The sequence below is a fragment of the Pseudomonas sp. TE24901 genome (genome assembly GCF_054058375.1).
The window spans coordinates 15,701-38,917 of the sequence record NZ_JBSSAF010000007.1; the positions used below are offsets into that span (position 1 = coordinate 15,701).

Annotated in this window: 20 protein-coding genes; 8 read left to right on the plus strand and 12 right to left on the minus strand. The window is 60.7% G+C overall.

Going from position 1 to position 23,217, the window contains the following annotated elements; translation table 11 throughout:
• Nucleotides 1-53: 53 nt before the first annotated feature.
• The 9 genes from ACVWVP_RS15275 to ACVWVP_RS15315 all read right to left on the minus strand — a co-directional run bounded on the left by ACVWVP_RS15275 (nt 54) and on the right by ACVWVP_RS15315 (nt 11,351).
• Nucleotides 54-1,499, minus strand: coding sequence for a flagellin N-terminal helical domain-containing protein (locus ACVWVP_RS15275; RefSeq protein WP_176996198.1), 1,446 nt, complete (start codon nt 1,497-1,499; stop codon nt 54-56).
• 267 nt (nt 1,500-1,766) lie between these two features.
• Complete coding sequence (locus tag ACVWVP_RS15280) at nt 1,767-2,696, minus strand: ketoacyl-ACP synthase III (RefSeq protein ID WP_178919799.1); 930 nt, start codon at nt 2,694-2,696, stop codon at nt 1,767-1,769.
• Nucleotides 2,697-2,973: 277 nt separating this feature from the next.
• A complete protein-coding gene (locus ACVWVP_RS15285) occupies nt 2,974-4,557 on the minus strand; it encodes a flagellar hook-associated protein 3 (RefSeq protein ID WP_178919800.1) in 1,584 nt (527 codons plus the stop codon).
• A gap of 14 nt (nt 4,558-4,571) precedes the next feature.
• Entirely contained in the window at nt 4,572-6,608 is a 2,037-nt protein-coding gene (gene flgK / locus ACVWVP_RS15290; RefSeq protein WP_178919801.1) for a flagellar hook-associated protein FlgK, read from the minus strand.
• A 10-nt stretch (nt 6,609-6,618) separates the two neighbouring features.
• Nucleotides 6,619-7,887: a flagellar assembly peptidoglycan hydrolase FlgJ gene (gene flgJ / locus ACVWVP_RS15295; protein ID WP_178919802.1), complete on the minus strand. Its 1,269-nt coding sequence runs from the start codon at nt 7,885-7,887 to the stop codon at nt 6,619-6,621.
• A gap of 4 nt (nt 7,888-7,891) precedes the next feature.
• Nucleotides 7,892-8,980 (minus strand): flagellar basal body P-ring protein FlgI, encoded by a 1,089-nt coding sequence (locus tag ACVWVP_RS15300; protein ID WP_176996377.1) that lies wholly within the window; start codon nt 8,978-8,980, stop codon nt 7,892-7,894.
• A 27-nt stretch (nt 8,981-9,007) separates the two neighbouring features.
• Nucleotides 9,008-9,703 carry a flagellar basal body L-ring protein FlgH gene (flgH, locus tag ACVWVP_RS15305; protein WP_176996203.1) on the minus strand — a complete coding sequence of 232 codons (696 nt, stop codon included), beginning with the start codon at nt 9,701-9,703 and terminating at the stop codon, nt 9,008-9,010.
• A 53-nt stretch (nt 9,704-9,756) separates the two neighbouring features.
• Nucleotides 9,757-10,542 carry a flagellar basal-body rod protein FlgG gene (gene flgG / locus ACVWVP_RS15310; protein WP_176996204.1) on the minus strand — a complete coding sequence of 262 codons (786 nt, stop codon included), beginning with the start codon at nt 10,540-10,542 and terminating at the stop codon, nt 9,757-9,759.
• A gap of 68 nt (nt 10,543-10,610) precedes the next feature.
• Nucleotides 10,611-11,351 carry a flagellar basal body rod protein FlgF gene (locus tag ACVWVP_RS15315; RefSeq protein WP_178919803.1) on the minus strand — a complete coding sequence of 247 codons (741 nt, stop codon included), beginning with the start codon at nt 11,349-11,351 and terminating at the stop codon, nt 10,611-10,613.
• A 596-nt stretch (nt 11,352-11,947) separates the two neighbouring features.
• On the opposite strand from ACVWVP_RS15315, the gene ACVWVP_RS15320 reads away from it, so the two are divergent.
• Nucleotides 11,948-12,982 carry a hypothetical protein gene (locus ACVWVP_RS15320; RefSeq protein WP_457406955.1) on the plus strand — a complete coding sequence of 345 codons (1,035 nt, stop codon included), beginning with the start codon at nt 11,948-11,950 and terminating at the stop codon, nt 12,980-12,982.
• A 72-nt stretch (nt 12,983-13,054) separates the two neighbouring features.
• Here ACVWVP_RS15320 and ACVWVP_RS15325 read toward each other — a convergent pair whose 3' ends face one another.
• A complete protein-coding gene (locus ACVWVP_RS15325) occupies nt 13,055-14,608 on the minus strand; it encodes a sigma-54-dependent transcriptional regulator (protein WP_178919805.1) in 1,554 nt (517 codons plus the stop codon).
• 257 nt (nt 14,609-14,865) lie between these two features.
• On the opposite strand from ACVWVP_RS15325, the gene phhA reads away from it, so the two are divergent.
• The 3 genes from phhA to ACVWVP_RS15340 all read left to right on the plus strand — a co-directional run bounded on the left by phhA (nt 14,866) and on the right by ACVWVP_RS15340 (nt 17,304).
• Nucleotides 14,866-15,657 carry a phenylalanine 4-monooxygenase gene (gene phhA / locus ACVWVP_RS15330; RefSeq protein WP_178919806.1) on the plus strand — a complete coding sequence of 264 codons (792 nt, stop codon included), beginning with the start codon at nt 14,866-14,868 and terminating at the stop codon, nt 15,655-15,657.
• A 97-nt stretch (nt 15,658-15,754) separates the two neighbouring features.
• Nucleotides 15,755-16,111, plus strand: coding sequence for a 4a-hydroxytetrahydrobiopterin dehydratase (locus ACVWVP_RS15335; protein WP_105523117.1), 357 nt, complete (start codon nt 15,755-15,757; stop codon nt 16,109-16,111).
• The gene (locus ACVWVP_RS15340) at nt 16,111-17,304 is read left to right on the plus strand and encodes an amino acid aminotransferase (RefSeq protein ID WP_259172914.1); all 1,194 of its coding nucleotides are present in this window, start codon (nt 16,111-16,113) and stop codon (nt 17,302-17,304) included. Before ACVWVP_RS15335 ends, ACVWVP_RS15340 begins: the two co-directional genes overlap by 1 nt.
• Before the next feature lie 126 nt (nt 17,305-17,430).
• On the opposite strand, the gene ACVWVP_RS15345 is transcribed toward ACVWVP_RS15340, so the two are convergent.
• Nucleotides 17,431-18,240 carry a UDP-2,3-diacylglucosamine diphosphatase gene (locus tag ACVWVP_RS15345; RefSeq protein ID WP_178919808.1) on the minus strand — a complete coding sequence of 270 codons (810 nt, stop codon included), beginning with the start codon at nt 18,238-18,240 and terminating at the stop codon, nt 17,431-17,433.
• A 137-nt stretch (nt 18,241-18,377) separates the two neighbouring features.
• Here ACVWVP_RS15345 and ACVWVP_RS15350 point away from each other — a divergent pair, with 137 nt between their 5' ends.
• The 3 genes from ACVWVP_RS15350 (at nt 18,378) to ACVWVP_RS15360 (ending at nt 20,520) form a co-directional block, all read left to right on the plus strand.
• On the plus strand, nt 18,378-19,127 hold the full coding sequence (locus ACVWVP_RS15350) for an AraC family transcriptional regulator (protein WP_457406960.1): 750 nt from the start codon (nt 18,378-18,380) through the stop codon (nt 19,125-19,127).
• A 99-nt stretch (nt 19,128-19,226) separates the two neighbouring features.
• Nucleotides 19,227-20,111, plus strand: coding sequence for a DMT family transporter (locus tag ACVWVP_RS15355; RefSeq protein WP_178919810.1), 885 nt, complete (start codon nt 19,227-19,229; stop codon nt 20,109-20,111).
• 127 nt (nt 20,112-20,238) lie between these two features.
• On the plus strand, nt 20,239-20,520 hold the full coding sequence (locus tag ACVWVP_RS15360; protein WP_259172915.1) for a hypothetical protein: 282 nt from the start codon (nt 20,239-20,241) through the stop codon (nt 20,518-20,520).
• A gap of 35 nt (nt 20,521-20,555) precedes the next feature.
• Here ACVWVP_RS15360 and ACVWVP_RS15365 read toward each other — a convergent pair whose 3' ends face one another.
• The gene (locus ACVWVP_RS15365; protein WP_176996213.1) at nt 20,556-20,843 is read right to left on the minus strand and encodes a SelT/SelW/SelH family protein; all 288 of its coding nucleotides are present in this window, start codon (nt 20,841-20,843) and stop codon (nt 20,556-20,558) included.
• Between the two features lie 84 nt (nt 20,844-20,927).
• Between ACVWVP_RS15365 and ACVWVP_RS15370 the strand changes: the two genes are divergently transcribed.
• The gene (locus ACVWVP_RS15370) at nt 20,928-23,117 is read left to right on the plus strand and encodes a patatin-like phospholipase family protein (protein ID WP_178919812.1); all 2,190 of its coding nucleotides are present in this window, start codon (nt 20,928-20,930) and stop codon (nt 23,115-23,117) included.
• Nucleotides 23,118-23,217: the final 100 nt, after the last annotated feature.

Consider the following 23,217-nt stretch of genomic DNA (forward strand, 5'->3'; position numbering starts at 1 on the left):
AAGACAAAAGGGCACGTAAACGCGCCCTTCCGTCATTCATCTACCGATGGCTATTACTGAAGCAGCTTCAGTACAGCGGACGGCAGTTGGTTGGCCTGGGACAGGATCGCAGTGGAAGCCTGTTGCAGGGTTTGTTGCTTGGTCAGCTGAGCAGTTTCAGCAGCGTAGTCAACGTCCTGGATCTGACCGCGAGCGGCGCTGGAGTTGTCTGCAATGCTCTGCAGGTTGGCAACGGTGTTGTCGAAACGGTTTTGAACAGCACCCAGGCCAGCACGCTGGGAGTCGATGTCGGAGATCGCTTGAGTGATCACGTCGATCGAGTTCTGTGCGTTGGCAGCAGTGGTGATGTCGGTGTTGTTAACGGTGGTTTTGGTGGAGTTGGCAGCAGTACCAGTTGCTGCGAACAGGCCCGTCACACCGGCGCCGCTCAGGGAGTAGCTGCTGGAGGAGTTCAGGGAAACTGCACCGGTAGCGATGATGGCAGTAGCAGCCAGAGCAACAGCAGTACCCGCGGTACCAGTACCGTCCAGAGTAGCAACCTTGACGCCTGCGATAGCACCGGCGTCGCCAGCGTTGAAGGTCAGGTTCTCACCGGTGTCGGACTTGACCGACAGCGCTTGAGTGGTCGAATCGTAGTTAACGCTGATGCCCAGTTTGGCAGCGTTGGACTTCAGCTGGTCAGCCAGGTCCGAAGTGCTGGTCACGCCGGTGAACTGCACTGCGGTACCGCTGCCGACTTGCAGGGTGAAGTTGGCGCTTGCTGGGGTTGCAGCAGCGATGGCAGCCGAGTCAACGGTGAACTGAGCAGTGGTGCTGGCAGTAGCAGCCAGGCCGCCTACAGCGCCGTTCATCTGAGCAGCGATCTGCTTGGCCGAAGCGCCAGCAGCGATGGTCACGCTCTTCGATTGGCCACCGCCGGTAACAGCGATCGCGCCGCCAGCAACGCCCGTTGCGCTTGGAGTAAGGCCTTGGCTCTTCAGTTGCTGCGAACCAATGTTGTTGGCTGCAACGTTACCGATGCTCATGTCGATAGTCTGGTTGGCGTTGGCGCCGACCTGGAAGGAAGTAGTACCGAAAGAACCGTCCAGCAGGTTCTTGCCACCGAAGGTGGTGGTGGTAGCGATACGGGTCAATTCAGCAGTCAGTGCTGCGTATTGAGCTTGGTTCGACTTACGGTCTTCAGCGCTTGGCGAGCCGTTGGCCGATTGCAGAGCCAGGGTACGCATGCTTTGCAGGATGTTGGTGGACTGCTGCATGGCGCCTTCAGCGGTCTGAGCAATCGAGCTACCGTCGTTGGCGTTTTTGATCGCAACGCCCAGGCCGTTGATCTGGCTGGTCAGACGGTTGGAGATTTGCAGGCCGGCCGCATCGTCTTTGGCGCTGTTGATACGCAGGCCGGAAGACAGACGCTGCATGGAAGTTTGCAGTGCGCCGGAGGCCTTGTTCAGGTTGTTCTGAACGGTCAACGAAGCAAGGTTAGTGTTTACTGTTAATGCCATGACGAAATCCTCGTGGGTGGTGTACTGCGGCTTCCGGCCCTGGCAACCGCCGGGTGTGGCCTAGAGAACCTTCGTAATAGTTATCGTCGTGAATGCACGTTGCTTGAGGACTTTTTTGAATATTTTTACTAGCACCGTGCCACCCCTTGTAATTCAAGCATTTACGATAGCCCAAACCCCCGCAATTGCTGGGTTTTCTGGCGCCAAATAAAAAACGCCCATGATTTTTCAATCATGGGCGTTTTTGTATGCGGCACGCTTTGGGCATCACGGGCGATAGAGAATCGCCGAACCCCACGACAGGCCCACGCCAAATCCGCTGATTGCCACGCGCTTCCAGTCGGCGTCCATCATGTGCTTTTCCAGCAGCAGTGGAATGCTCGACGACACGGTGTTGCCGGTCTCGACCATGTCCTTGATGAACTTCTCCACCGGCGCTTCTTCAAAACGTCGGGCCACGGCGTCGACAATCGCCGCACTGCCCTGGTGGATGCAGAACGCGTCGATCTCATCAGCCTTGAGGTCCGACTCATTGAGCAGCTCGTGCAAATGTGCCGGCACCTTGAGCAAGGCAAAGTTGAACACCTGGCGGCCGTTCATGAAAAACACACCATCGCTGACCTTCAAGTGCGGCGCGCCGGAACCGTCGGTGCCAAACTTCGATTTGCCGAGCAACCACGGCGCGTCTTCGCCCATCCAGGTGGCGGTGGCGGCATCGCCAAAGAGCATGGTGGTGTTGCGGTCTTCCGGATCGACGATCTTGGAGTACGGGTCTGCGGTGATCAGCAGGCCGTTTTTCAGGCCGGTGGCTTCCATGAAGCCCTTCATCGCGTAGATCCCGTAGACGTAGCCGGAGCAGCCCAGGGAGATATCGAACGCGGCCACGTGGGTCGGCAGGCCCAGCTTGTCCTGAACGATGGCAGCGGTATGCGGCAAGCCTTCTTCATCACCGTTCTGGGTCACGACGATCACGGCGTCGATGGACTCGCGCTTCAACTCCGGGTTGTTGGCAAACAAGGCGTTGACCGCCTCGACGCACAGATCGGAGGTTTCCTGCGCAGCATCCTTGCGCGGCAGGAACGCCGAACCGATCTTGCCGATGATGAATTCTTCATCCTTGGCGAATTTGGCACCCTGGGCGTAGTTGTCGACCCCGTCTGCCGGCACGTAACTGGCGATGCTTTTTATGCCAATCATTGTGGCTTCCCAATACTAAATAGCTGGAGAACACCCCTCGGGCTACGCCGGGGATGCTGACAATAAAGGGGATAACCCCGTAAAAATCTCGCTGAAAGCCGCCCCGCAAGGACCCTGTGACGACTTATCCTTTTCACACGATACAGTGAAGATGCGCTTTATGACTCACAGGTCACTCAATTTTGTGCGCTTTATGCAAAACCCTGCAACATTCCTGGCGCCAGAAACGACAACGGCCCACCCTGTCGCCAGGGTGGGCCGTTTGGTTTTGCGCCCTTTACATGCGGCTGAACAGGCTCAGCTGGGAGATTTTCACAAAGGCCAGTTGCGAGGCTTGCAGCATGGTTTGCTGCAAGGTCAGGTCGATAGCCGCCTGCCCCATGTCCACGTTCGCCAGTGACGACATGGTGGAGGTGTTGGCCAGACCCAGGCTGGTGTTCTCCTGGCTTTGGACATCCAGGGCGTTCTGCCGCGCCCCGATCGAGCCGCGTACCTGGTCGATCTGCGCCGTGGCGTTACCCAGGTTGGCGACGGAGGTGTTCAACACATCCTTGAGGTTGTTCTTGGCAACCTGATCGCCATCGGCCGGTGTCAGCAGGGCTTTGCGCAAATTGCCCAGGGTATCCAGGGCATTCATGTTCTTGTTGCTGGTGGCGCTGACCGAGAATTGGTCGCCCGCCCCCGGCGTGCCGCTGATGCCGAAGGTGACGCCGGCCGTGGTGATCGACGTCGCGCCCGCCGCGATGGTGCCGCTGGCAATCGCTTTGCTGTTGGCGCTGTAGGGCTGGGCGAACACCTGGTAATCGGTGCCGCTGGTGAACTTGATGACCGCGCCCGAGTTCGGGAAGGTGCTGGAGTACGCCGCCTGGTCCGTGACGCTGCCACCGGTCAACTGCGCCGTCGACGCATTGCTGGCCGTGCGCGAGACGCTGAAGCTGTCCGGCTTGCTTTCCAGCGTGAATTCCCTGCCCGCCACCAAGGCATCGGAAGGCGCGCCCGTCGAGACATTCGACCCCAGGTTCAGGGTGATATCGAACTTGACCCCACGCAGGTTGACGCTGGAAGCGCCCTCTTTGGTGGCATCGAACGTACCGTTGCCGGTGATCTCGGAGGTCACGTCGTTGCCGTCTTTGTCGGTGACGCTGTATTGGGTGCTGCTGGCGAAGGTCAGCTTGTAAGGCTGGCCATCGGCAAAATTCTTGGTGTAGGCCGTGCCGGAGGTGACCAGGCCCGCCGAGATCGAGACCTTGCCGTCATTGACCGTGGGCGGAATCACCGTCGCCTGGGTGCGACCGGCGTTGGTAGAACTCTCCAGCAACGTCTTGCCGGTGTCGCCTGCGGTGATCGACAGGTTGCTGCCCACTTGCAGGCTCAGCGGCGTCTCATCACCCTGATAGCTGTAGGTGCCGTCATTGTTGCGGGTGTACGGCGGCGTATCGGTCTTCGTGCCCGAGAACATGTAGTTGCCGTTGGAATCCTTGGAGTTGAGCAAGCCCAACACCTGATCCTCAATCGCGCCGACCTGGGCGGCGATTGCCTTGCGGTCATCATTGCTGAGCTGCATGTTACCGGCTTGCAACGCCAGGCCCTGCGCAGTCTGCATGGCGGTATTGATGCTCTGCAGCACGCTCTCTTCGTTGGTCAGCGAGTTTTGCAGGCTGGTGATGTTGCCGGTGTACTGGCCCAACATGTCTTTTTGCTGCTGCAGCAACAGCAACTGAGCGGCCGCCACAGGATCGTCCGCGGCGGTCTGTACACGCACGCCGGTCGTCGCCTGGTTCTGGGCCGCGACCACGCCAGAATAGTTCTTCTGATAATCGCTGGAGCTGGTGCTGAAATATTGCTCTGTAGAGATACGCATCGTTCCAGACTCCTTTAAAGGGCGTTGATCAGTGTGCTGAAGGTTTCTTGCGCGGCTTTGATGATCTGCGACGACGCGGTGTAGTACTGCTGGAACTTGATCATGTCGCCCGCCTCCTCATCCAGGTTCACCTGGGATACGGAGTTGCTGGCCGCCTTGTTCGCCGCCAGCAACGCGCCGGTGGCCGTGCTGTCGGTGTTGGCCTGGGCCGCCTTGGAGCCCACCTGCGACACCAGTCGGCTGTTGGCGCTGACGAGGCTCATGCCCGCATTGCCATCCACTGCGCCCACGGTCGCCTTGGTCTGCAACCCCAGCAACTCCTGGGCGTTACGGCCATCGGACGTGGCGCCGCTGTTGAACGAGAAGGTGGTGCTGTCGTCCTTGGCCGGCGAACCGCCCACCGAGGTATCGAAACTGAAGCTCTTGCCCGGGATCAGCGCGCCGGACGCATCACGCATCGGCACGTTGATGGTGATCTTGTTGGCCTGCCCCGGGATGATGCTGCCGGTACCGATCGGGTTGCCCTGGGCGTCGCTGATCTTGTACGACTGCGTACCATCGGCAGCCACGTCGCCGTAGACCATCTTCACCGGCATCGAGTTTTCGATCCCGGTGCGCAACTGCGCGGTATCAGCGCCACCGTTGATATCGATCGGCAGCGTCAAGGTCGGCGGCGTGAACGTGCCCGTGCCGGTGTTGGTCTTGCTGGCGTTGCCGGCCAGTGCCCCGGCGTACGCGATTTTGTTCGGGTCCTTGAGCTCAACGCTGATATTGCTGGCCCCGGTGGCCGTCGGACTGACCTTGAAGCTGTCACCGGCCGCCACAGGCCCGCCGCTGTTGAGCGCCAGGGTGAAACCGTCAATCACCGGTGGCGGCGTGGTGGTGGTGTCGAACGAGCCCATGGCCTTGCCGTCGGAACGCACGACGTTGTACTGGTTGGCGCTGGTGAAGGTGACCTTGTAGTCAAAGGTCGACAGCTTGCTGCTGTCGGCAATCGTCACATTCAGGTTGCCGGAGCCTGCGCTGTTACCCGCGGCCGCCTGGCTGCGCTGGGAGATCGCTGCCGCACTGTTGATATCACCGAACAGCGAACTGCCGAAGTCACTGTTCAGGTCCAGGCCCTGGCCCAGTTGGCGGTTGACGGTGTCAGCAGTGGCAATGGCGATGCGGCCCAAGTCGTTGATCGCCGGCATCAGCACGTCACTGCGATAACGCAACAGGCCGCCAATGCTGCCACCGGTGACCACCGAACCGATGTCCATTGCGGTGTCGCCCATGTTCAGCTGAATGGTGTACTGGCTGTTGTCGGTCTTGCTCGGAACCGCCGAAATCGGGTTGGAAATGCCACCCTCGACCAGCGACTGACCGGTACCGGTGGTGATGCTCAGTTGGCCGTTTTTCTCGGTGGCTGTCACGCCGATCAACTCATTGAGCGAGCGCACCGCTTCGTTGCGCGCATCCAGCAAGTTGTTCGGCGCACTGTTGGAGGTGCCGCTCGCCTGAGCAATCTGGTTGTTCAGCGAGGCAATCGACGACGTCAGCGAGTTGACCTGATCGCTCATGGTCTTGAGTTGGCTGTTGATCGTTTCTTTCTGCTGGGTCAACTGCGTGGAAATCGAGTTAAAACGGTTGCTCAAGGTCTGCGCGCTGGTCAACAGCAATTGCCGGGCGGAAATGTCCGAAGGGTTGGCGGCGGACGTTTGCAGCGCCGAGAAAAACGCACTGAGGGCCGGGGACATGCCGGTGGACTTGTCCGACAGGGTCTTGTCGACCGCAGCGGCCTGGCCCGCATAAGCGGTGGCGTCGCTGTTGAGCGCGGTGCTGCTCTGGTAGGCAGCGCCGAGGAAATCGTTATAAATGCGGCGCACGTCCGCCAGGGTCGTACCGCTGCCGATGTAGACACCGCCGTACTGGTTCGACGCACTGGTGTTCTGGGTGGTCTGCTGACGCGAGTATCCCGGGGTGTTGACGTTGGCAATGTTGTTACTCAGGACCGACAGCGATCCTTGAGCGGCGTTGAGCCCCGACATCCCGATATTGAGCAAACTCATGATTCAGACCTTATAAATGAGTGGATGCGCCCGCGGCAGCGTAGTTCTGGTAGCTGTTCATCGTTTTTGCGATCTGCGAAATCTTGCTGGCGTAGTCCGGGTCGGTTGCATAACCGGCTTTTTGCAACTCGCGTACAAACTGTTCCGGGTTGTCGGCCGATTTCACAACTTCTTTATAGCGATCATTGCTTTGCAGCAACGTCACCAAGTCGTGGAAGCTGTCCTGATAGGAGTTGTAGGAACGGAACTGCGCCGTCTCCTTGACCATCGCCCCATCGCGAAACTCGCTGGTGATCGCACGCGCCTGACCGCCCTGCCAGCTCTGCCCGGCCTTGATGCCGAACAGGTTGTGGCTGCTGCTGCCATCTTCGGCACGCATCACCGATTTACCCCAACCGGTTTCCAGGGCCGCCTGGGCCACCAGGTACTTCGGATCGACGCCGATACGCGCCGCCGCGGCCTTGGCCATCGGCAACATGGTGGCGACGAATTCGTCCTGCGAACTGAACGCCTTCTTCGCCGGCGCCAGCGGTGGCTGGGCAATGGCGCGGCCGTAGACCTGCATCTGGCCTTTTGGCGCGACGGCAAACCCGCGCGCGGCACTGTTGATCACGTTGTCGGCTGCCGCACTGTTACGCAGCGGCGCGGCGTTGTTGACCGTGGTGGCGTCAGTGTTCGGCACGATGCCGGCCAACAGCCGATCGGTCAGCTTGCTCGGCAAGGAGATACGCCGCTGGTTCATCAGCGCCACATCGTTGGAATGGGACACGCCACCCTCGGGCACCGCCACGCGGTAAGCCCACAGCGGGCGCTGGCCGTTGGAGCGGCCCAGTGGGCCCTCGGCTTGGGTGCCCGCCGCAATCGCGGTCGGCACATCGACTTTCTTCGCCGGCTCCGCCGCTGCGGGGCCCTGCAAGGTGGCCGCTTGAGGGTCCACCGGCTTGTTCTTCTGCATCTGGCGCATCAGCACGTCAGCCAGGCCGATGCCGCCGCCTTCGCGTGACATCGAGACCGCCAGTTGCTGGTCGTACATTTCCTGGTACTGCTTGGCCGCCGGGGTGTTCAGCGGGTTGTCCTTGCCCAGCGCTTCGGTGGCCGAGCGCGCTGACTTGAGCATCTCGCTCAAGAACAACGATTCGAACTCCTGCGCCACCTTGCGCATGTTCGCATCGCTGTTCTTGTCGGCACCGACCTTGAGCTGGTTCAACCGGTTCAGGTCTGAGTAAGACCCCGAGTCCGCCGTGCTGGTCAGCCCGCTTTTGCGCATATCCATAGCCATGGCCTTAGATCACGATCAGGTCGGCTTGCAGGGCGCCGGCCTGTTTCAAGGCTTCAAGGATCGCCATCAAGTCGCCGGGCGCTGCGCCCACCTGGTTCACCGCACGGACAATCTCATCCAGGGTGGTGCCGGGGCCGAACTTGAACATCGGCTTGGCTTCTTGCTGGGCGTTGACCCGCGAACGCGGTACTACAGCAGTCTGGCCGTTGGACAATGGGCCAGGCTGGCTGACGATCGGGTCTTCGGTGATGGTCACCGTCAGGCTGCCGTGGGTCACCGCCGCCGGCGATACCTTGACGTTCTGGCCGATCACGATGGTGCCGGTACGCGAGTTGATAATGACCTTGGCCACTGCCTGGCCCGGGTCGACCTCAAGGTTTTCCAGGATCGACAGGTAGTCGACACGCTGGCTTGGGTCCAACGGCGCTGTCACGCGGATCGAACCGCCGTCGATGGCTTGCGCCACGCCAGGGCCGAGCATGTCGTTGATCTTGTCGACCACACGCTTGGCGGTGGTGAAGTCCGAACGGTTGAGGTTCAGGGTCAGGCTGTTGCCCTGGTTGAATCCGCTCGGCACGGTGCGCTCAACGGTGGCGCCGCCCGGAATACGACCGGCCGACGGCACGTTGACGGTGATCTTCGAGCCGTCACGGCCCTCGGCGTCAAAGCCCCCCACCACCAGGTTGCCCTGGGCAATGGCATAGACGTTGCCGTCGATACCCTTGAGCGGCGTCATCAGCAAGGTGCCGCCACGCAGGCTCTTGGAGTTACCGATGGACGACACGGTAATGTCCACCACCTGCCCCGGTTTGGAGAACGCAGGCAGGTCGGCACTGATCGACACGGCGGCGACGTTTTTCAACTGCACGTTGCCCGAACCTGGCGGCACCTTGATACCGAACTGCGACAACATGTTGTTGAAGGTCTGCAAGGTGAACGGGGTCTGGGTGGTTTGGTCACCCGTACCGTTGAGCCCCACCACCAGGCCGTAGCCGATCAACTGGTTGGAGCGCACGCCCGAGATGCTGGCGATGTCTTTCAGGCGCTCGGCCTGGGCGACTGCGCTCAGGGACAACAGCAATGCCGCTGCCATCAGCTGTTTGAGGTTCAAGATGATCACCTAGAAAGGGAACAGCGGGCTAAGGAAGAAACGGTCGAACCAGCCCGGCTGACTCGCATCTGCAAACGAACCCGTACCCGAGTAGGTAATGCGCGCATCGGCAATCCGCGTGGACGGCACGGTGTTGTCGGTGGCGATGTCATCGGCGCGGACCATGCCGGCGATGCGCACCAGCTCGTCGCCGGTGTTGAGGGTCATCCACTTTTCCCCGCGCACCGCGATGATGCCGTTGGGCAATACATCGGCCACGGTCACGGTGATCGAACCGGTCAAGGTGTTGCCCTGCGCCGCCGCGCTCTTGCCGTTGGTGGCACGGTCGCCGCTGTAGCCGGCGCTCAGGCTCAGGTCACCGCTGCCCAACGGGTTGTTGGTATTGGGCACGGCGCCAAACAGCGAGGTCAGGCCAATGCCGGTCTTGCTGGTCTTGTCGATCTGCGAGTTGGCGTTCTTGCTGGCCTGGGTCTTCTCGTTCAGGGTGATGGTGATGATGTCACCCACCCGGAATGCCTTGCGGTCGCTGTACAGGTTCTGTTCGAAACCGGCCTGGTAGATCGAGCCATTGTTGGCCGCTGCCGGCAACGGCGTGCGTGGCAACACCGGTGCGTAGTACGGGTCATTGGGTTTCGGCGTCGGGGCGACACAGCCCGCGAGCACGGCGATCCCACTCAATGCCAGAACAGAAACATAGCGATTCATGACCCTTACCTCACGGTGTTGCAGGCGCCAGAAAAGGCGCCCCATAGACTTGATTACAGATTCTGCGTTACGAACGAAAGCATCTGGTCGGCGGTGGAAATCACCTTGGAGTTCATCTCGTAGGCGCGCTGGGTGGTGATCATGTTGACCATCTCCTCAACCGTGCTCACGTTGGAGGTTTCCAGGGTGCTTTGCAGGGTGGTGCCGAAACCGTTCAGGCCCGGGGTGCCGATTTGCGGCGCGCCGCTGGAAGCGGTTTCGAGGAACAGGTTGTTACCGATAGCTTGCAGGCCGGCCGGGTTGATGAAGTCGGCGGTCTGCAGGTTGCCGATCACTTGCGAGGCCGGGTTGCCAGCAACGGTGATGGACACGGTGCCGTCGTTGCCGACGGTGAAAGTCTGGGCGTTGTTCGGCACGACGATGGCCGGCTCCAGGGCAAAACCGTTGGCGGTCACGACCTGGCCGTTGGCGTCCAGGTGGAAGGTGCCGTCACGGGTGTAAGTGGTGGTGCCGTCTGGCTGAAGGATCTGGAAGAAGCCCTTGCCGTTGATGGCCATGTCCAGCGGCTGGCCGGTCTGTTGCAGGTTACCGGCGCTGAAGTTCTTCTGGGTGCCGACGATCTGCACACCGGTACCCAATTGCAGGCCCGACGGCAGCTCGCTGTCCTGGGTCGACTGGGCGCCCGGCTGCTTCTTGATCTGATAAAGCAAGTCCTGGAACTCGGCACGGTCACGTTTGAAGCCCGTGGTGGACACGTTCGCCAAGTTGTTGGAAATGGTGGTCAGGTTGGTGTCCTGGGCGGACAGACCGGTTTTGGCAACCCATAGAGCCGGAAGCATGCTGTTCTCCTTCGTGCGCCTGTTTGTTGGCGCTGCGCTGCAAAATTAGTGGTTCAACGAGGCCGCAATCAGCTCATCGACAGAACGCGGGTCATGGCCTGGTCGTCTTCTTTAGCGCTGTTCATCATCTTGATGTGCAGCTCGAATTGCTTGGAAAGCGCCAGTACCGCCGTCATTTCTTCAACCGCGTTCACGTTGCTCGCCTGCAGGAAACCCGAGGTCAACCGCACGTTCGCGTCGGCTTGGGCAGGCTGGCCATCCTTGGTGTGGATGGTGCCGTCCAGGCCCTTGTTCAGATTCTTGGGGTCGGGCTGGACCAGCTTGATACGGTCAACCTCAGCCATCACCCGCGGGCCTTCACCCATGGCGCGAATGCTGACGGTACCGTCGGCGCCCACTTCGATTTTCTGCTGGGGCGGCACGGCAATCGGGCCACCGTTGCCCATGACCGGCATGCCGTTGCCGGCCCGCAGCACACCCAACGCATCCACGTTCATGCTGGCACTGCGCACGTAGGCTTCGCCGCCGTCGGGGGTTTGTACCGCCATCCAGCCATCGCCGTTGACCGCCACATCCAGGTCGCGGCCGGTCTCGATCATCGCGCCAGGAGCAAAGTCGGTGGCCGGCCGTTCGGTCATGGCAAACGCCCGCGCCGGAAAGCTGTCACCGAACACCGGCATCGAACGCGCCTGTTCCAGGTCACGTTGAAAACCGTTGGTGGAAATGTTCGCCAGGTTGTTGGCATGGGCCTTTTGCGCCAGAGCATTCTGGCTGGCGCCGGTCATTGCCACATAAAGGTACTTGTCCACGCTCTTTCCTCTTTCTGACGGACGCTTGCCGCCCACCGCTGTACTGAGGAGGCTTAAGCAATTTGCGAACCAACTTTCAAAACGGCGTAAAAACCCAATGAACACAGGGGTTTCCGGATTTTGCTCAAGGATCGTGCCCGCCAGGCGAGTCGAAAAAACGGCGGAGTTATGCCGCTAACGGCAAAAACCGGCGCCAAGGACCATCCCCGCAAAAAAGAGTTCGCCGCCCCAGCACACATCAAGCCCGCCCCGCAAAAAAAATGGCTTGATTGATTCAACGCAAGCGAGACTTATTGATATAAATTTCAAGCACGCTGTATTTATCATTTCAAAAACTACACGCCCGGCTAAAACTACCCTCAACCCACACTCGCGCAAATAGTTAAAGCATGTGTTTTAACTTGTAATCCGCAAATCACTTATAAAGTTCAACATTTCCCAGGCGCACCCGACACACACTTACAATTCCTCAAAAAAGCCCCCTTGTTGCACTTACTCGCCCGGCGTAACTTTTGCTCGCCACCTAACCGGCGGTACCCAATAACAACCCGCTCACTTCGCAACACACACTTATCCTCTTACACAAGGCCCACAATATGTTTAGAGTCAACGACACCCCCTCAACCTATTTCAGGGAGCCTTACTTCCCAAACAACCGCGACCAGCACTACGGCCGGCACGATACTCACCGCCCGCTTGCCGAACCCCATTACCACCGCCGCGATCGCGACCACAATGCAAACTGGGATCGTCCGGAGTTCGGACCGGATCGCGGGTACCGCCACGACCGTGAACGCCCCGCCCCCTATCGTGACCGAGATCACCGCTTCGACCGTCACCTGCCCGAAACCCGTCATGACCGGGACTACCGCCCCGACCGGCGACTGCCCGAAACCCGTCATGACCGGGACTACCGCCCTGACCGGCGACTGCCCGAAACCCGTCATGACCGGGACTACCGCCCTGACCGGCGACTGCCTGAAACCCTTCATGACCGGGACTACCGCCCTGACCGTCGACTGTCCGACTCTCGTCGCGACTGGGACGTGCGCCCTAGGCTCGACACGTCTCAAACCACCCGGACCATTGAGGCAATAGATCAATTGCTCGACCGTATACCCAATCGAAAAGCAGAGATCGACCACGGCATTACGTCCGATGACATCCGGGCTGGCAAGTATGGAGCGCTCCCACCAAAGACAATGAAGGAGCTTGAAAAGCTGGACAAAGACCAAAACTACCGGCTGGTCATTCTAAGTAGCGAAAAAAGTTGGGAGTCTGCCTGGATACCCACTGACGGAAACAAACCTACCTTGACCCAACCGCTGAACGACGACCCAGTTTTAACGAAAAACAACCACCACCCCATATGGGGCTTACCAGAAATAATTAAAACCCAAGCAAACTCCATCAACCTTGGCGTTACTTCAGATGACTTAAAAAAAGGCGCACACGGCGCACTTTCTCCAGAAATAAAGAAGAGCCTTGACCAGCTGCCGCACGACAAAAACTATTCATTGGTCTCACTCCCTGATTACATGGGGAATGGCATTCCCCTGCTCATATGGGAAGACAAAGACAATCGACACAACTATGTGCCTATTGGTCTTGTAGAAGACCGCCCGCACTGATACCGCCCACGCATGCTACTTCGAACACTGCGCCCCCCTGCGCAGTGTTCAGCGCGCAACTCTATGGAGCAATTACTTGGTCACATGGTGGTCCCGCAACTTGTTGGCAATCGTAGTATGCGAAACCCCTAGCCGCTTACCCAGTTGCCGACTGCTGGGGTGTTCTGCGTACAGCACTTCCAGCACCGCCTTCTCAAACCGCCCGACAATCTCTTCCAAACCACCCTCCAGGGAAAAGTCGCCAAGCGGTTGACGCACGCCATAATCCGGCAGGCGAATGTGCTCAGCTTTGACCGTACCGCCGTCACACAACGACACCGCCTGGAACAGCACGTTTTCCAACTGCCGCACGTTGCCCGGCCAATGGTAGTGACTGAGACGTTCCATCGCCGCCGGGGCTAGCTTGGGCAACGGGCAGCCGATCTGGCGGCTGGCCTGATCGAGGAAGTGCTCAACCAGCGGCGCCAGGCCATCAAGGCACTCGCGCAGCGGCGGGATGTGCAACGACAGCACATTCAGGCGGTGATACAGATCCTGGCGAAACTCACCACGCGCGCATAGCTCAGACAAATCCACCTGGGTCGCACAGATCACCCGCACATCCAGGTACACCTCTTCATCACTGCCGACGCGCCTGAAGCAACCGTCCTGCAGAAAACGCAGCAACTTCACCTGCAAACGCGCGCTCATTTCCCCAACGCCATCGAGAAACAACGTACCGCCCGCCGTCAGCTCCAACAGCCCGAGCTTGCCTTCGGCCCGTGCACCTTCAAACGCACCCGGGCCGTAGCCGAACAGCTCGGTCTCGGCCATCGACTCCGGCAGGCCTGCGCAGTTGAGGGCCATCAGCGGCGACTGTCCGCGCGGGCTGGCCAGGTGGCACGCCCGCGCCAGCAGTTCCTTGCCGGTGCCCGTCTCGCCTTCTATTAATAGAGGCGCGTCCAGCGGTGCCATGCGCCGCGCTTCGCGCACCACGGCCGCCATGACCTTGGAGCTCTGGAAAATACTGTCGAAGCCGCGCAGTTCCTGCTTGCGCACATTGTAGATACGCTCCCCCACGCGGTCGGCACGGTGCAGGGTCAGCACGGCGCCCGCCATGGCTTCACTGTCATCGTGTTCGGAGGATTGCAGCGGCGCGATATCCGCCAGGAAGACGTCACCCTTGACCTTGACTCGCAGGCCATTGATGCGTGATTTGCTTGCACGTACCAACTCGGGCAGGTCGAAATCCTCGGCATAGCGCGACAATGGAATGCCCGGCACCTCATCAACCCGCACGCCGAGCAACTGTGCCGCTGCACGGTTGGCGGCGACGATGGAGCCACCCATGTCGATGGACAGCACCGGAAACTCCAGGGCACCGAGCAACGCATTGAGTTCCATGTGGCGCCGCTCGCTGGGCATCAGCCCTACCCGCTTGACGCCGAACACCCCGGCGATCGCTTCGAATTGCGGGCGCAACGCCTGGAATTGCATGTTCACCAGGTTCGGGCAGAACAGGTAGATGGCATTGCCGTGTTCGCCACCGACCTCCCCCTTGGCGACGTTGACGCCGTACTCCACCAACAGGTTGAGGATGTCCCGCAGGATGCCGATGCGGTTCTGGCAGTGCACTTTGATACGCATGAAAAGGCCCGAAAAGTGGGAAGGCGCCGCGTCTTTTTGCCGCTGGGCGCAGATAGTCGTCAAGATTATGTGACAGCTTGTGTGCTTTTCCCAGCCCAATCCAACGACGAGCGCCACAAACGTAACGAAAACTTTACGAATATCGGTAACTTTTCCTACGGATACACGCGGCAGGTAGATGGAATCTCTCCCACCAAGGGGTATCAATAGGCTCATAGCAGGACATAACAAGAACGAATGCCTAGCAGGAGAGCCGTATGAAGCAGACGCAGTACGTGGCCCGCGAGCCCGATGCGCAAGGTTTTATCCACTACCCGCCGGAAGAACATGCGGTGTGGAACACCCTGATCACTCGCCAGTTGAAAGTGATCGAGGGGCGCGCCTGCCAGGAATACCTGGACGGCATCGACAAGCTTGGCCTGCCCCTGGATCGTATCCCGCAACTGGGTGAAATCAACAAAGTGCTGGCCGAGACCACTGGTTGGCAAGTGGCCCGCGTGCCGGCACTGATCCCCTTCCAGACCTTCTTCGAATTGCTCGCCAGCAAGCAGTTTCCGGTCGCGACCTTTATTCGCACCCGCGAAGAATTGGACTACCTGCAAGAGCCGGACATTTTCCACGAGATCTTTGGTCACTGCCCGCTGCTGACCAACCCCTGGTTCGCCGAATTCACCCACACCTACGGCAAGCTCGGCCTGGCGGCCACCAAGGAGCAACGGGTGTACCTGGCGCGCCTGTACTGGATGACCATCGAGTTTGGCCTGGTGGACACACCGCAGGGCCGGCGCATCTATGGGGGCGGTATTCTGTCGTCGCCCAAGGAGACGGTGTACAGCCTGTCGTCCGAGCCCGAGCACCAAACCTTCGACCCGCTGGAAGCGATGCGCACACCGTATCGCATCGACATCCTGCAACCGCTGTACTTTGTCCTGCCTGAACTCAAGCGCCTGTTCGACGTGGCGCAGGAAGACATCATGGGCATGGTGGAGCGCGGCATGCAGCTCGGTTTGCACGCGCCAAAATTCCCACCCAAGCCCAAAGCTGCGTGAACCTTACGTTTTGAAGCCAGGTGAACCTGTTCCCTGGCCGCGCGTTGCTTTAGGGTGACGCTACTGATCTTCATACATTCGAATTCAGGACACCTACATGACCACCTTGAACCAAGCCCACTGCGAAGCCTGCCGCGCCGACGCCCCTCAAGTCAGCGATGAAGAGTTGCCGGTACTGATCAAGCAGATCCCCGACTGGAACATCGAAGTACGCGATGGCGTGATGCAGCTGGAAAAGGTTTTCCTGTTCAAGAACTTCAAGTTTGCCCTGGCCTTCACCAACGCCATGGGCGAGATCTCCGAAGCCGAAGGCCATCACCCAGGCCTGCTCACCGAATGGGGCAAAGTCACCGTGACCTGGTGGAGCCACTCCATCAAGGGCCTGCACCGCAATGACTTCATCATGGCCGCGCGCACCGACGACGTGGCCAAGGACGCCGAGGGCCGCAAGTAATGCATTTTGATGCCATTGGCCGTGTGCCCGGCGACCCGATCCTGGGTTTGATGGACCTGTATGCCCAGGACAGCAACCCGAACAAGTTCGACCTGGGCGTGGGCGTCTACAAGGACGACCAGGGCCTGACACCTATCCCCCACTCGGTGAAGCTCGCCGAGCAGCGCCTGGTGGACACGCAAACCACCAAGACCTACATCGGCGGCCACGGCAATGCCGCCTTCGGCACACTGATCAGCCAATTGGTGCTGGGCGCCGACTCGCCGCTGATTCGCGAACGCCGTGCCGGCGCCAGCCAGACCCCGGGCGGCACCGGGGCTCTGCGCCTGAGCGCCGACTTCATCGCCCAGCATCTGCCGGGCCGTGGCGTGTGGTTGAGCAACCCGACCTGGCCGATCCACGAAACCATCTTTGCCAAGGCCGGGCTCAAGGTCAGCCATTACCCCTACGTGGGCACTGACAACCGCCTGGATGTGCAGGCGATGCTGGCCACGCTGTCCAAGGTGCCAGAGGGCGATGTGGTGCTGCTGCACGCCTGCTGCCACAACCCAACCGGTTTCGACCTGTCCCAGGACGACTGGCGCCAGGTGCTGCAGATCGTGCGCGAGCGCCGGCTGCTGCCGCTGATCGACTTTGCCTACCAAGGCTTTGGCGACGGCCTGGAGCAGGATGCCTGGGCGGTGCGTCTGTTCGCGGCTGAGTTGCCGGAACTGCTGGTCACCAGTTCGTGCTCGAAGAATTTCGGGCTGTACAGCGACCGTGTCGGCGCGTTGATCGTGTGCGCGGCGGATGCCGAGAAGCTGACGGATGTGCGCAGCCAACTGGCGAATATCGCACGCAACCTGTGGTCGACGCCGCCGGACCATGGCGCAGCCGTGGTCGCGACCATCCTCGGCGATGCCGAGCTCAAGGCGTTGTGGAGCGGTGAAGTCGAAGCCATGCGTTCGCGGATCGCGCAGTTGCGTTCCGGGCTGGTGGAGGCGCTGGCGCCACACGGGCTGGCCGAGCAGTTCGCACACATTGGCGCGCAACGCGGGATGTTTTCCTATACCGGCCTGAGCGCCGAACAGGTCAAGCAACTGCGCGAGAAGCACAGCGTGTACATGGTGAGTTCGGGCCGGGCCAACGTGGCGGGGGCTGATGCCACGCGGCTGGCGTTGCTGGCCGAGGCCATTGCTGACGTCTGCAACTGACGAAACTCAATCTAAATGTGGGAGCTGGCTTGCCTGCGATAACGGTGTCACATCCAATAGAGATGTCGACTGAAACATCGCTATCGCAGGCAAGCCAGCTCCCACATTTTTGTCCGTGTGAATCCTTCAGCCCGCCACCATCTCGGCTTTGAGCTGTGCTTCTTTCGCCTGGGCATCCGCCAACCGATACAACTCGATGCTGCCATCCCAGTGTTCGATCAACGCCGTGCACGACTCCACCCAATCCCCGCAATTGAGGTAATCCACCTCGCCCACCTTGCGAATCTCCGCATGGTGAATATGCCCGCACACCACGCCATGCAGTTCACGCTTGGTCACTTCGTGGGCGATGGCTTCTTCGAAGTCGCTGATAAAACTCACCGCCGTCTTGACCTTGTGCTTGAGGTAAGCCGACAGCGACCAGTAACCGTAGCCATAGCGTGCGCGCCAGTGATTGAGCCAGCGATTGAGCGTGAGGGTGAATTCGTAGGCCGAGTCACCGAGGAACGCGAGCCAACGGTGGTAGCGCGTGATGACATCAAACTGGTCACCGTGGATCACCAACAGATGCCGGCCATCGGCAGTCACATGCACCGCTTCGTCCACCAACTGGATATTGCCCAGGATCAGCTTGGAGTAACGGCGCAGGAATTCGTCATGGTTGCCAGTGACGTAGATCACTTCGGTACCGCGCTTGGCCATGGTCAGCAGGCGCCGGATCACGTTGGTATGGGCCTGGGGCCAATACATGCCGCCGCGCATTTTCCAGCCGTCGATGATGTCGCCCACCAGGTAGACCTTATCGGCGTGGTAGCCCTTGAGGAAATGCGACAGATGTTCGGCCTGGCAATCCCGGGTGCCCAGGTGCACGTCGGAAATCCACAGGGTACGAACCCGTTGCTTGCGGCTGGGCTTGGCGAACTCGGCACTGGTCATGGGCATCCCTCGACGGTGTTTTCGCGAGCTTGCGCCACGGCGATTAATAGCCCATGACAACTGTGCGTCAGTCTGATGACAGCGCCCGGTGCCCGCGAAGCGTTGTAGACTGCGCAGATGCTGCCCAGGAGACCGTGATGGGACCGACGCTCACACTACGCCACTACATCGAAGCCCCCCTCGCCCACAGCCATGACCATGCGCAGCTGGTGTTCGGCCTGTCCGGCCACCTGGACCTTGAAGTGGATGGCCGAGGCAGCCAGGTGCATGAAAGCAGCGTGATGGTGCTGCCGTTCTCGGCCCACCATGCCTGCGGCAGCCGCGATGGCAGCCGTTGCCTGGTGCTGGATGTGCCCAGCGAACACTGGGTAGTGCAATCGCTGGGCGAACACGCCGATGCCAGCCGCCGCCTGCTCGACGAACCCGCGCGCCTGACCCTCGACACCCGGCAAAGCCAACTGGTGCAATGGCTGGCCCACAGCCCGGTGGATGACCCGCTGATCGTCCAGCAAGGTGCGGTGCTGCTGCTCGCCAGCCTCAATCACCCCCAGGCCCAACCCGTGCCTGGCAAACGCTTGCCCTACACCGCGTTCAACGCCTACATCGAGCGGCATGTCGCGCACCCGCTGCAAGTGGCTGACCTGGCGCGCATCGCCGACCTGTCGGTCGCACGCCTGCACGCACGTTTTATCGTCGAATGCGGGCAGACGCCGATGGACTATATCCGCAGCCGTCGGCTGCAGATGGCCTTGAAGCTGCTGCGCGAGACGCCGTTGCCCATCGGTGAAGTCGCCGACCGCGTCGGGTACAGCTCACAGAGTGCGTTCGCAGCGGCGATGCTGCGGGAGTTCGGCGCATCACCGGGGGCGTTGCGCCGCTCACTGTAGGAAGAGTCTCGCGACAACGGGCGCGAGTCGGACGACAGACACGCTCGTTTGCAACCCTCTACACTGCGCCTCGATAAACCTGATGGTTCAAGGATCGCAATGACTCCCCGCTCAGCCCTCGGCGCCCTGCATATCGGCGCATTGATGTTTGGCCTCACCGGCGTGTTCGGCAAGCTGGCAGCCGCCTCGCCCGCCATCATCGTGTTTGGCCGCGCCGCCTTCGCTGTACTGGCCCTCGCGGTGTTCGCGCGCTTTGCCAGCAACACCACCTGGAAAACCCTTGAACTGCGTGACTGGCGCCGGCTGCTCATCAGCGGCGTGCTGCTCGCTGCGCACTGGGTGACCTTCTTCATTGCGGTCAAAGTGGCCGGCGTGGCCGTGGCGACCCTGGGGTTCACCGCGTTCCCGGCCTTTACCGTGATCCTTGAAGGGTTGATCTTCCGCGAGCGTATCCGCGCCAATGAAGTGGTGCTGGTGGCGCTGGTCAGTGTCGGCCTGGTGCTGGTGACACCCGATTTCAATTTGGCGAGCGAAGCCACGGGCGGCTTGCTGTGGGGCATCGCCTCGGGGCTGCTGTTTTCGTTGTTGTCCCTGAACAACCGCGCCAGCTCCGGGCGCATCCCGGCCGTGCAGGCGGCGCTGTGCCAGAACGTCGTGGTTGCGGCATGCCTGCTACCGGTGGCGGCGCCTGGTTTGGCCGATGTGCGTGCCATTGACTGGCTGTGGATTGGCCTGCTCGGCGTGTTCTGCACTGGACTGGCCCACAGCCTGTTCGTGGCCAGTCTGGCGGTGATCAAGGCGCGCACCGCCTCAGTGGTATTTGCCATGGAGCCGGTCTACGGCATCACCGTGGCCTGGCTGTTGTTTGCCGAAACCCCGACCTTGCGTATGTTGCTGGGCGGCGTCTTGATCATCATCGCCATCGTGCTGTCCGGCCTGATGGGCAGCGCCAGCCAGGCCAAACAGCCTGCGGCGGCGGCTTGATCTATACTTTGCGCATCCGCAACAGTCTGTCGTCGTTCAACGGATAAGGCCTCTCGACGACAGCCCTGCCCTTTGATGTTGCTGCAAGCGAGTGGTCACTCCCATAACGCTATGCAGGGGTTTCATCATGGAAATGCTCATCAGCTTGCTGGTTCAAATCATCAGCGGTGCCGTCGGCGGAAACGTCGCCGGCATGACCAAGCAGAGCCTGGGGACTGGGCTCAATACGCTTCTCGGCGGTATTGGCGGCCTGGTCCTGGGCCAGGTTGTCTCGCAGTTCACTGGAACGTCCGGCGGTGAAGCGCTGGATGTGGCGGCAGTCGGCAGCAATATCGTGGGCGGCGGCGTTGGCGGCCTGGTGCTGACTTGGGTGGTCGGGTTCATCAAACAAAAGCTGGCGGCCAAATAGCCTTAACGGTCACCGCTGCTCTGCGGCGGTGACCGTCATTGCGTACGATCGTTGTGGCCCAGGTCGCGTGCTGGGTCGATCTGGTCGCGCACACGTTGCTTGAGCACCTTGGCTTCCGGAAAACCGCCATCGGCCTTGCGCTCCCAGATTTGCACGCCATCGCAGGTGATGCGAAACGCCCCGCCGGTAGCCGGTTCCAATGCCACGCGCCCCAGGTCGTCGCAGAACGTACTCAACAACTCCTGGGCTAGCCACGCGGCACGCAGCAACCATTGGCACTGGGTGCAATAGGTAATGACGATCTCGGGTTTGTTCGTGGACATAATTTGAGAGGTTCCTGGCGTAACGGGCTCGGAGGATCGGGTGGCTATAATACCGGCCTTTACCGCCCAGCCTCGAGATTGATGATGCGCCGCCTGCTGTCCTGCCTGTTCCTGTGCCTTGTCCCCCTGCTTGCCGACGCCGTCGAGCCTCCACGGCCCAAAGTCGGCCTGGTACTCTCCGGCGGCGCCGCCCGGGGTTTGGCCCATATCGGCGTGCTCAAGGCGCTGGAAGAACAAGGCATCCACATCGACGCCATCGCCGGCACCAGCATGGGCGCGGTGATCGGCGGGCTGTATGCCTCGGGCTACAGGATCGATGAACTGGAAAAGCTGGCGCTGAATATCGACTGGCAACAGGCCCTGTCCGATGCGCCGCCCCGGGAGGACGTGCCGTTTCGACGCAAGCAGGATGACCGGGACTTCCTGGTCAAACAGAAACTCAGCTTCCGCGACGACGGCAGCCTGGGCCTGCCACTGGGCGTGATCCAGGGCCAGAACCTCGCGCTGTTGCTGGAAAGCATGTTCGCCCACAACAGCAACACGCGTAATTTCGACAAGTTGCCCATCCCGTTTCGGGCCGTGGCCACCGACATCACCACCGGTGAGAAAGTGGTGTTCAGCAAGGGGCACCTGCCTCAGGTGATTCGTGCCAGCATGTCGATCCCAGCCGTCTTCGCGCCGGTGGAGATCGATGGCCGCCTGCTGGTGGACGGCGGCATGACCGACAACATCCCGTTGGATGTGGCGCGGGAGATGGGCGTGGATATTGCCATTGTGGTCGACATCGGCACCCCGTTGCGCTCGCGCAAGCAACTGGCCACGGTGGTCGATGTGCTCAACCAGTCCATCACCCTGATGACCCGACGCAATTCCGAGGAACAACTCAAGGCCCTGCACCCCAAGGACGTGCTGATCCAACCGCCCCTGGCCGCCTACGGCGTGACGGATTTCGGCCGCGCCAAAGACATGATCGACGCCGGCTACCGCGCCACCCGCGCCCTCGACGTGCGCCTGGCCCATTTACGCCCCACCGAGCCTGTGGACCCACAACTGGTGGCCGCGCGCACTGCAGGTGAACGCACCCCGGTGATCACCGCGATCAAGGTGGAGAACGATTCGAAAGTCAGCGAAGACGTGATCCGCTACTACATCCGCCAACCCTTGGGTGAACCGCTGAACCTGGGGCGCCTGCAGACCGACATGGGCACGTTGTACGGCCTGGACTACTTCGAGCAGGTGCAATACCGCGTGGTGAAGAAGGGCCAGGACAACACCCTGGTGATCAGCGCACGCGGCAAACGCGCCGGCACCGATTACCTGCGCCTGGGCCTGAACCTGTCGGATGACATGCGCGGCGACAGCGCCTTCAACCTCGGCGCCAGCTACCGCATCAACGGTATCAACCGCCTTGGCGCGGAATGGCTGACGCGGGTGCAGATCGGTGATCGCCAAGAACTGTACAGCGAGTTCTACCAGCCGATGGACACCGGCTCACGCTACTTCGTCGCGCCCTATATCAGTGCCCAGGCGCAGAACGTTGAACTGATTCTGGACAACGACCCCATCTCCGAATACCGCCTGGAACGCTACGGCTTCGGCCTGAACGTGGGGCGCCAGATCGGCAACAGTGGCGAGATCCGCTTCGGCGTCGGCGAGGCCTGGGGCAAGGCCGACGTGCGTATCGGCGACCGCGACTCGCCAAGCGTGAGCTTCAGTGAGGGCTTCTATGAGCTGAAGTACTCGTTCGACTCCCTGGACAACGTGTACTTCCCCCATGCCGGCGAAGACATTGGCCTGGCCTACCGGGAGTTCGAACCGGGGCTGGGTTCGGACCAACGCTACCGCCAGTGGGAGTTCAAGCTGGACAAGGCCATGAGCAATGGCCCGGACACCCTGGTGCTGGGCGGGCGCTACGGGCGCACGCTGGATAAATCCGACGTGGTGATTTCCAGCTTCCTGCTCGGCGGGGCGCGGCAGTTGTCAGGCTTTCGCGAGGATGCGATCTCGGGCCAGAACATCAGCCTGATGCGCGCGGTGTACTACCGTCGCCTCACGCCGCGTTCTTATTTACCGCTGGACTTCCCGCTGTACCTCGGGGCATCGCTGGAACGGGGCCGGGCGTGGAACAACGACAATGAGTTCGACAGCGGGTATATCAACGCCGCGAGTATTTTCCTGGGGTTCGATACGCCGCTGGGGCCGCTGAACTTCAGCTATGGCTTCAACGATGACAACCAGCAGGCGGTGTACCTGAACCTGGGCCAGACGTTCTAGAAAAGCCGAACACCAAACCAAATGTGGGAGCGGGCTTGCTCGCGAATGCGGTGTGTCAGCGACTGAAAAGGTAACTGATACTCCGCATTCGCGAGCAAGC

Excerpts from the sequence above, each read along its gene's own strand:
- ACVWVP_RS15275 (WP_176996198.1), bottom strand. The coding sequence starts at position 1,499 with ATGGCATTAACAGTAAACACTAACCTTGCTTCGTTGACCGTTCAGAAC.
- ACVWVP_RS15280 (WP_178919799.1), bottom strand. The coding sequence starts at position 2,696 with ATGATTGGCATAAAAAGCATCGCCAGTTACGTGCCGGCAGACGGGGTC.
- ACVWVP_RS15285 (WP_178919800.1), bottom strand. The coding sequence starts at position 4,557 with ATGCGTATCTCTACAGAGCAATATTTCAGCACCAGCTCCAGCGATTAT.
- flgK (WP_178919801.1), bottom strand. The coding sequence starts at position 6,608 with ATGAGTTTGCTCAATATCGGGATGTCGGGGCTCAACGCCGCTCAAGGA.
- flgJ (WP_178919802.1), bottom strand. The coding sequence starts at position 7,887 with ATGGCTATGGATATGCGCAAAAGCGGGCTGACCAGCACGGCGGACTCG.
- ACVWVP_RS15300 (WP_176996377.1), bottom strand. The coding sequence starts at position 8,980 with ATGGCAGCGGCATTGCTGTTGTCCCTGAGCGCAGTCGCCCAGGCCGAG.
- flgH (WP_176996203.1), bottom strand. The coding sequence starts at position 9,703 with ATGAATCGCTATGTTTCTGTTCTGGCATTGAGTGGGATCGCCGTGCTC.
- flgG (WP_176996204.1), bottom strand. The coding sequence starts at position 10,542 with ATGCTTCCGGCTCTATGGGTTGCCAAAACCGGTCTGTCCGCCCAGGAC.
- ACVWVP_RS15320 (WP_457406955.1), top strand. The coding sequence starts at position 11,948 with ATGTTTAGAGTCAACGACACCCCCTCAACCTATTTCAGGGAGCCTTAC.
- ACVWVP_RS15325 (WP_178919805.1), bottom strand. The coding sequence starts at position 14,608 with ATGCGTATCAAAGTGCACTGCCAGAACCGCATCGGCATCCTGCGGGAC.
- phhA (WP_178919806.1), top strand. The coding sequence starts at position 14,866 with ATGAAGCAGACGCAGTACGTGGCCCGCGAGCCCGATGCGCAAGGTTTT.
- ACVWVP_RS15335 (WP_105523117.1), top strand. The coding sequence starts at position 15,755 with ATGACCACCTTGAACCAAGCCCACTGCGAAGCCTGCCGCGCCGACGCC.
- ACVWVP_RS15340 (WP_259172914.1), top strand. The coding sequence starts at position 16,111 with ATGCATTTTGATGCCATTGGCCGTGTGCCCGGCGACCCGATCCTGGGT.
- ACVWVP_RS15345 (WP_178919808.1), bottom strand. The coding sequence starts at position 18,240 with ATGACCAGTGCCGAGTTCGCCAAGCCCAGCCGCAAGCAACGGGTTCGT.
- ACVWVP_RS15350 (WP_457406960.1), top strand. The coding sequence starts at position 18,378 with ATGGGACCGACGCTCACACTACGCCACTACATCGAAGCCCCCCTCGCC.
- ACVWVP_RS15355 (WP_178919810.1), top strand. The coding sequence starts at position 19,227 with ATGACTCCCCGCTCAGCCCTCGGCGCCCTGCATATCGGCGCATTGATG.
- ACVWVP_RS15360 (WP_259172915.1), top strand. The coding sequence starts at position 20,239 with ATGGAAATGCTCATCAGCTTGCTGGTTCAAATCATCAGCGGTGCCGTC.
- ACVWVP_RS15365 (WP_176996213.1), bottom strand. The coding sequence starts at position 20,843 with ATGTCCACGAACAAACCCGAGATCGTCATTACCTATTGCACCCAGTGC.
- ACVWVP_RS15370 (WP_178919812.1), top strand. The coding sequence starts at position 20,928 with ATGCGCCGCCTGCTGTCCTGCCTGTTCCTGTGCCTTGTCCCCCTGCTT.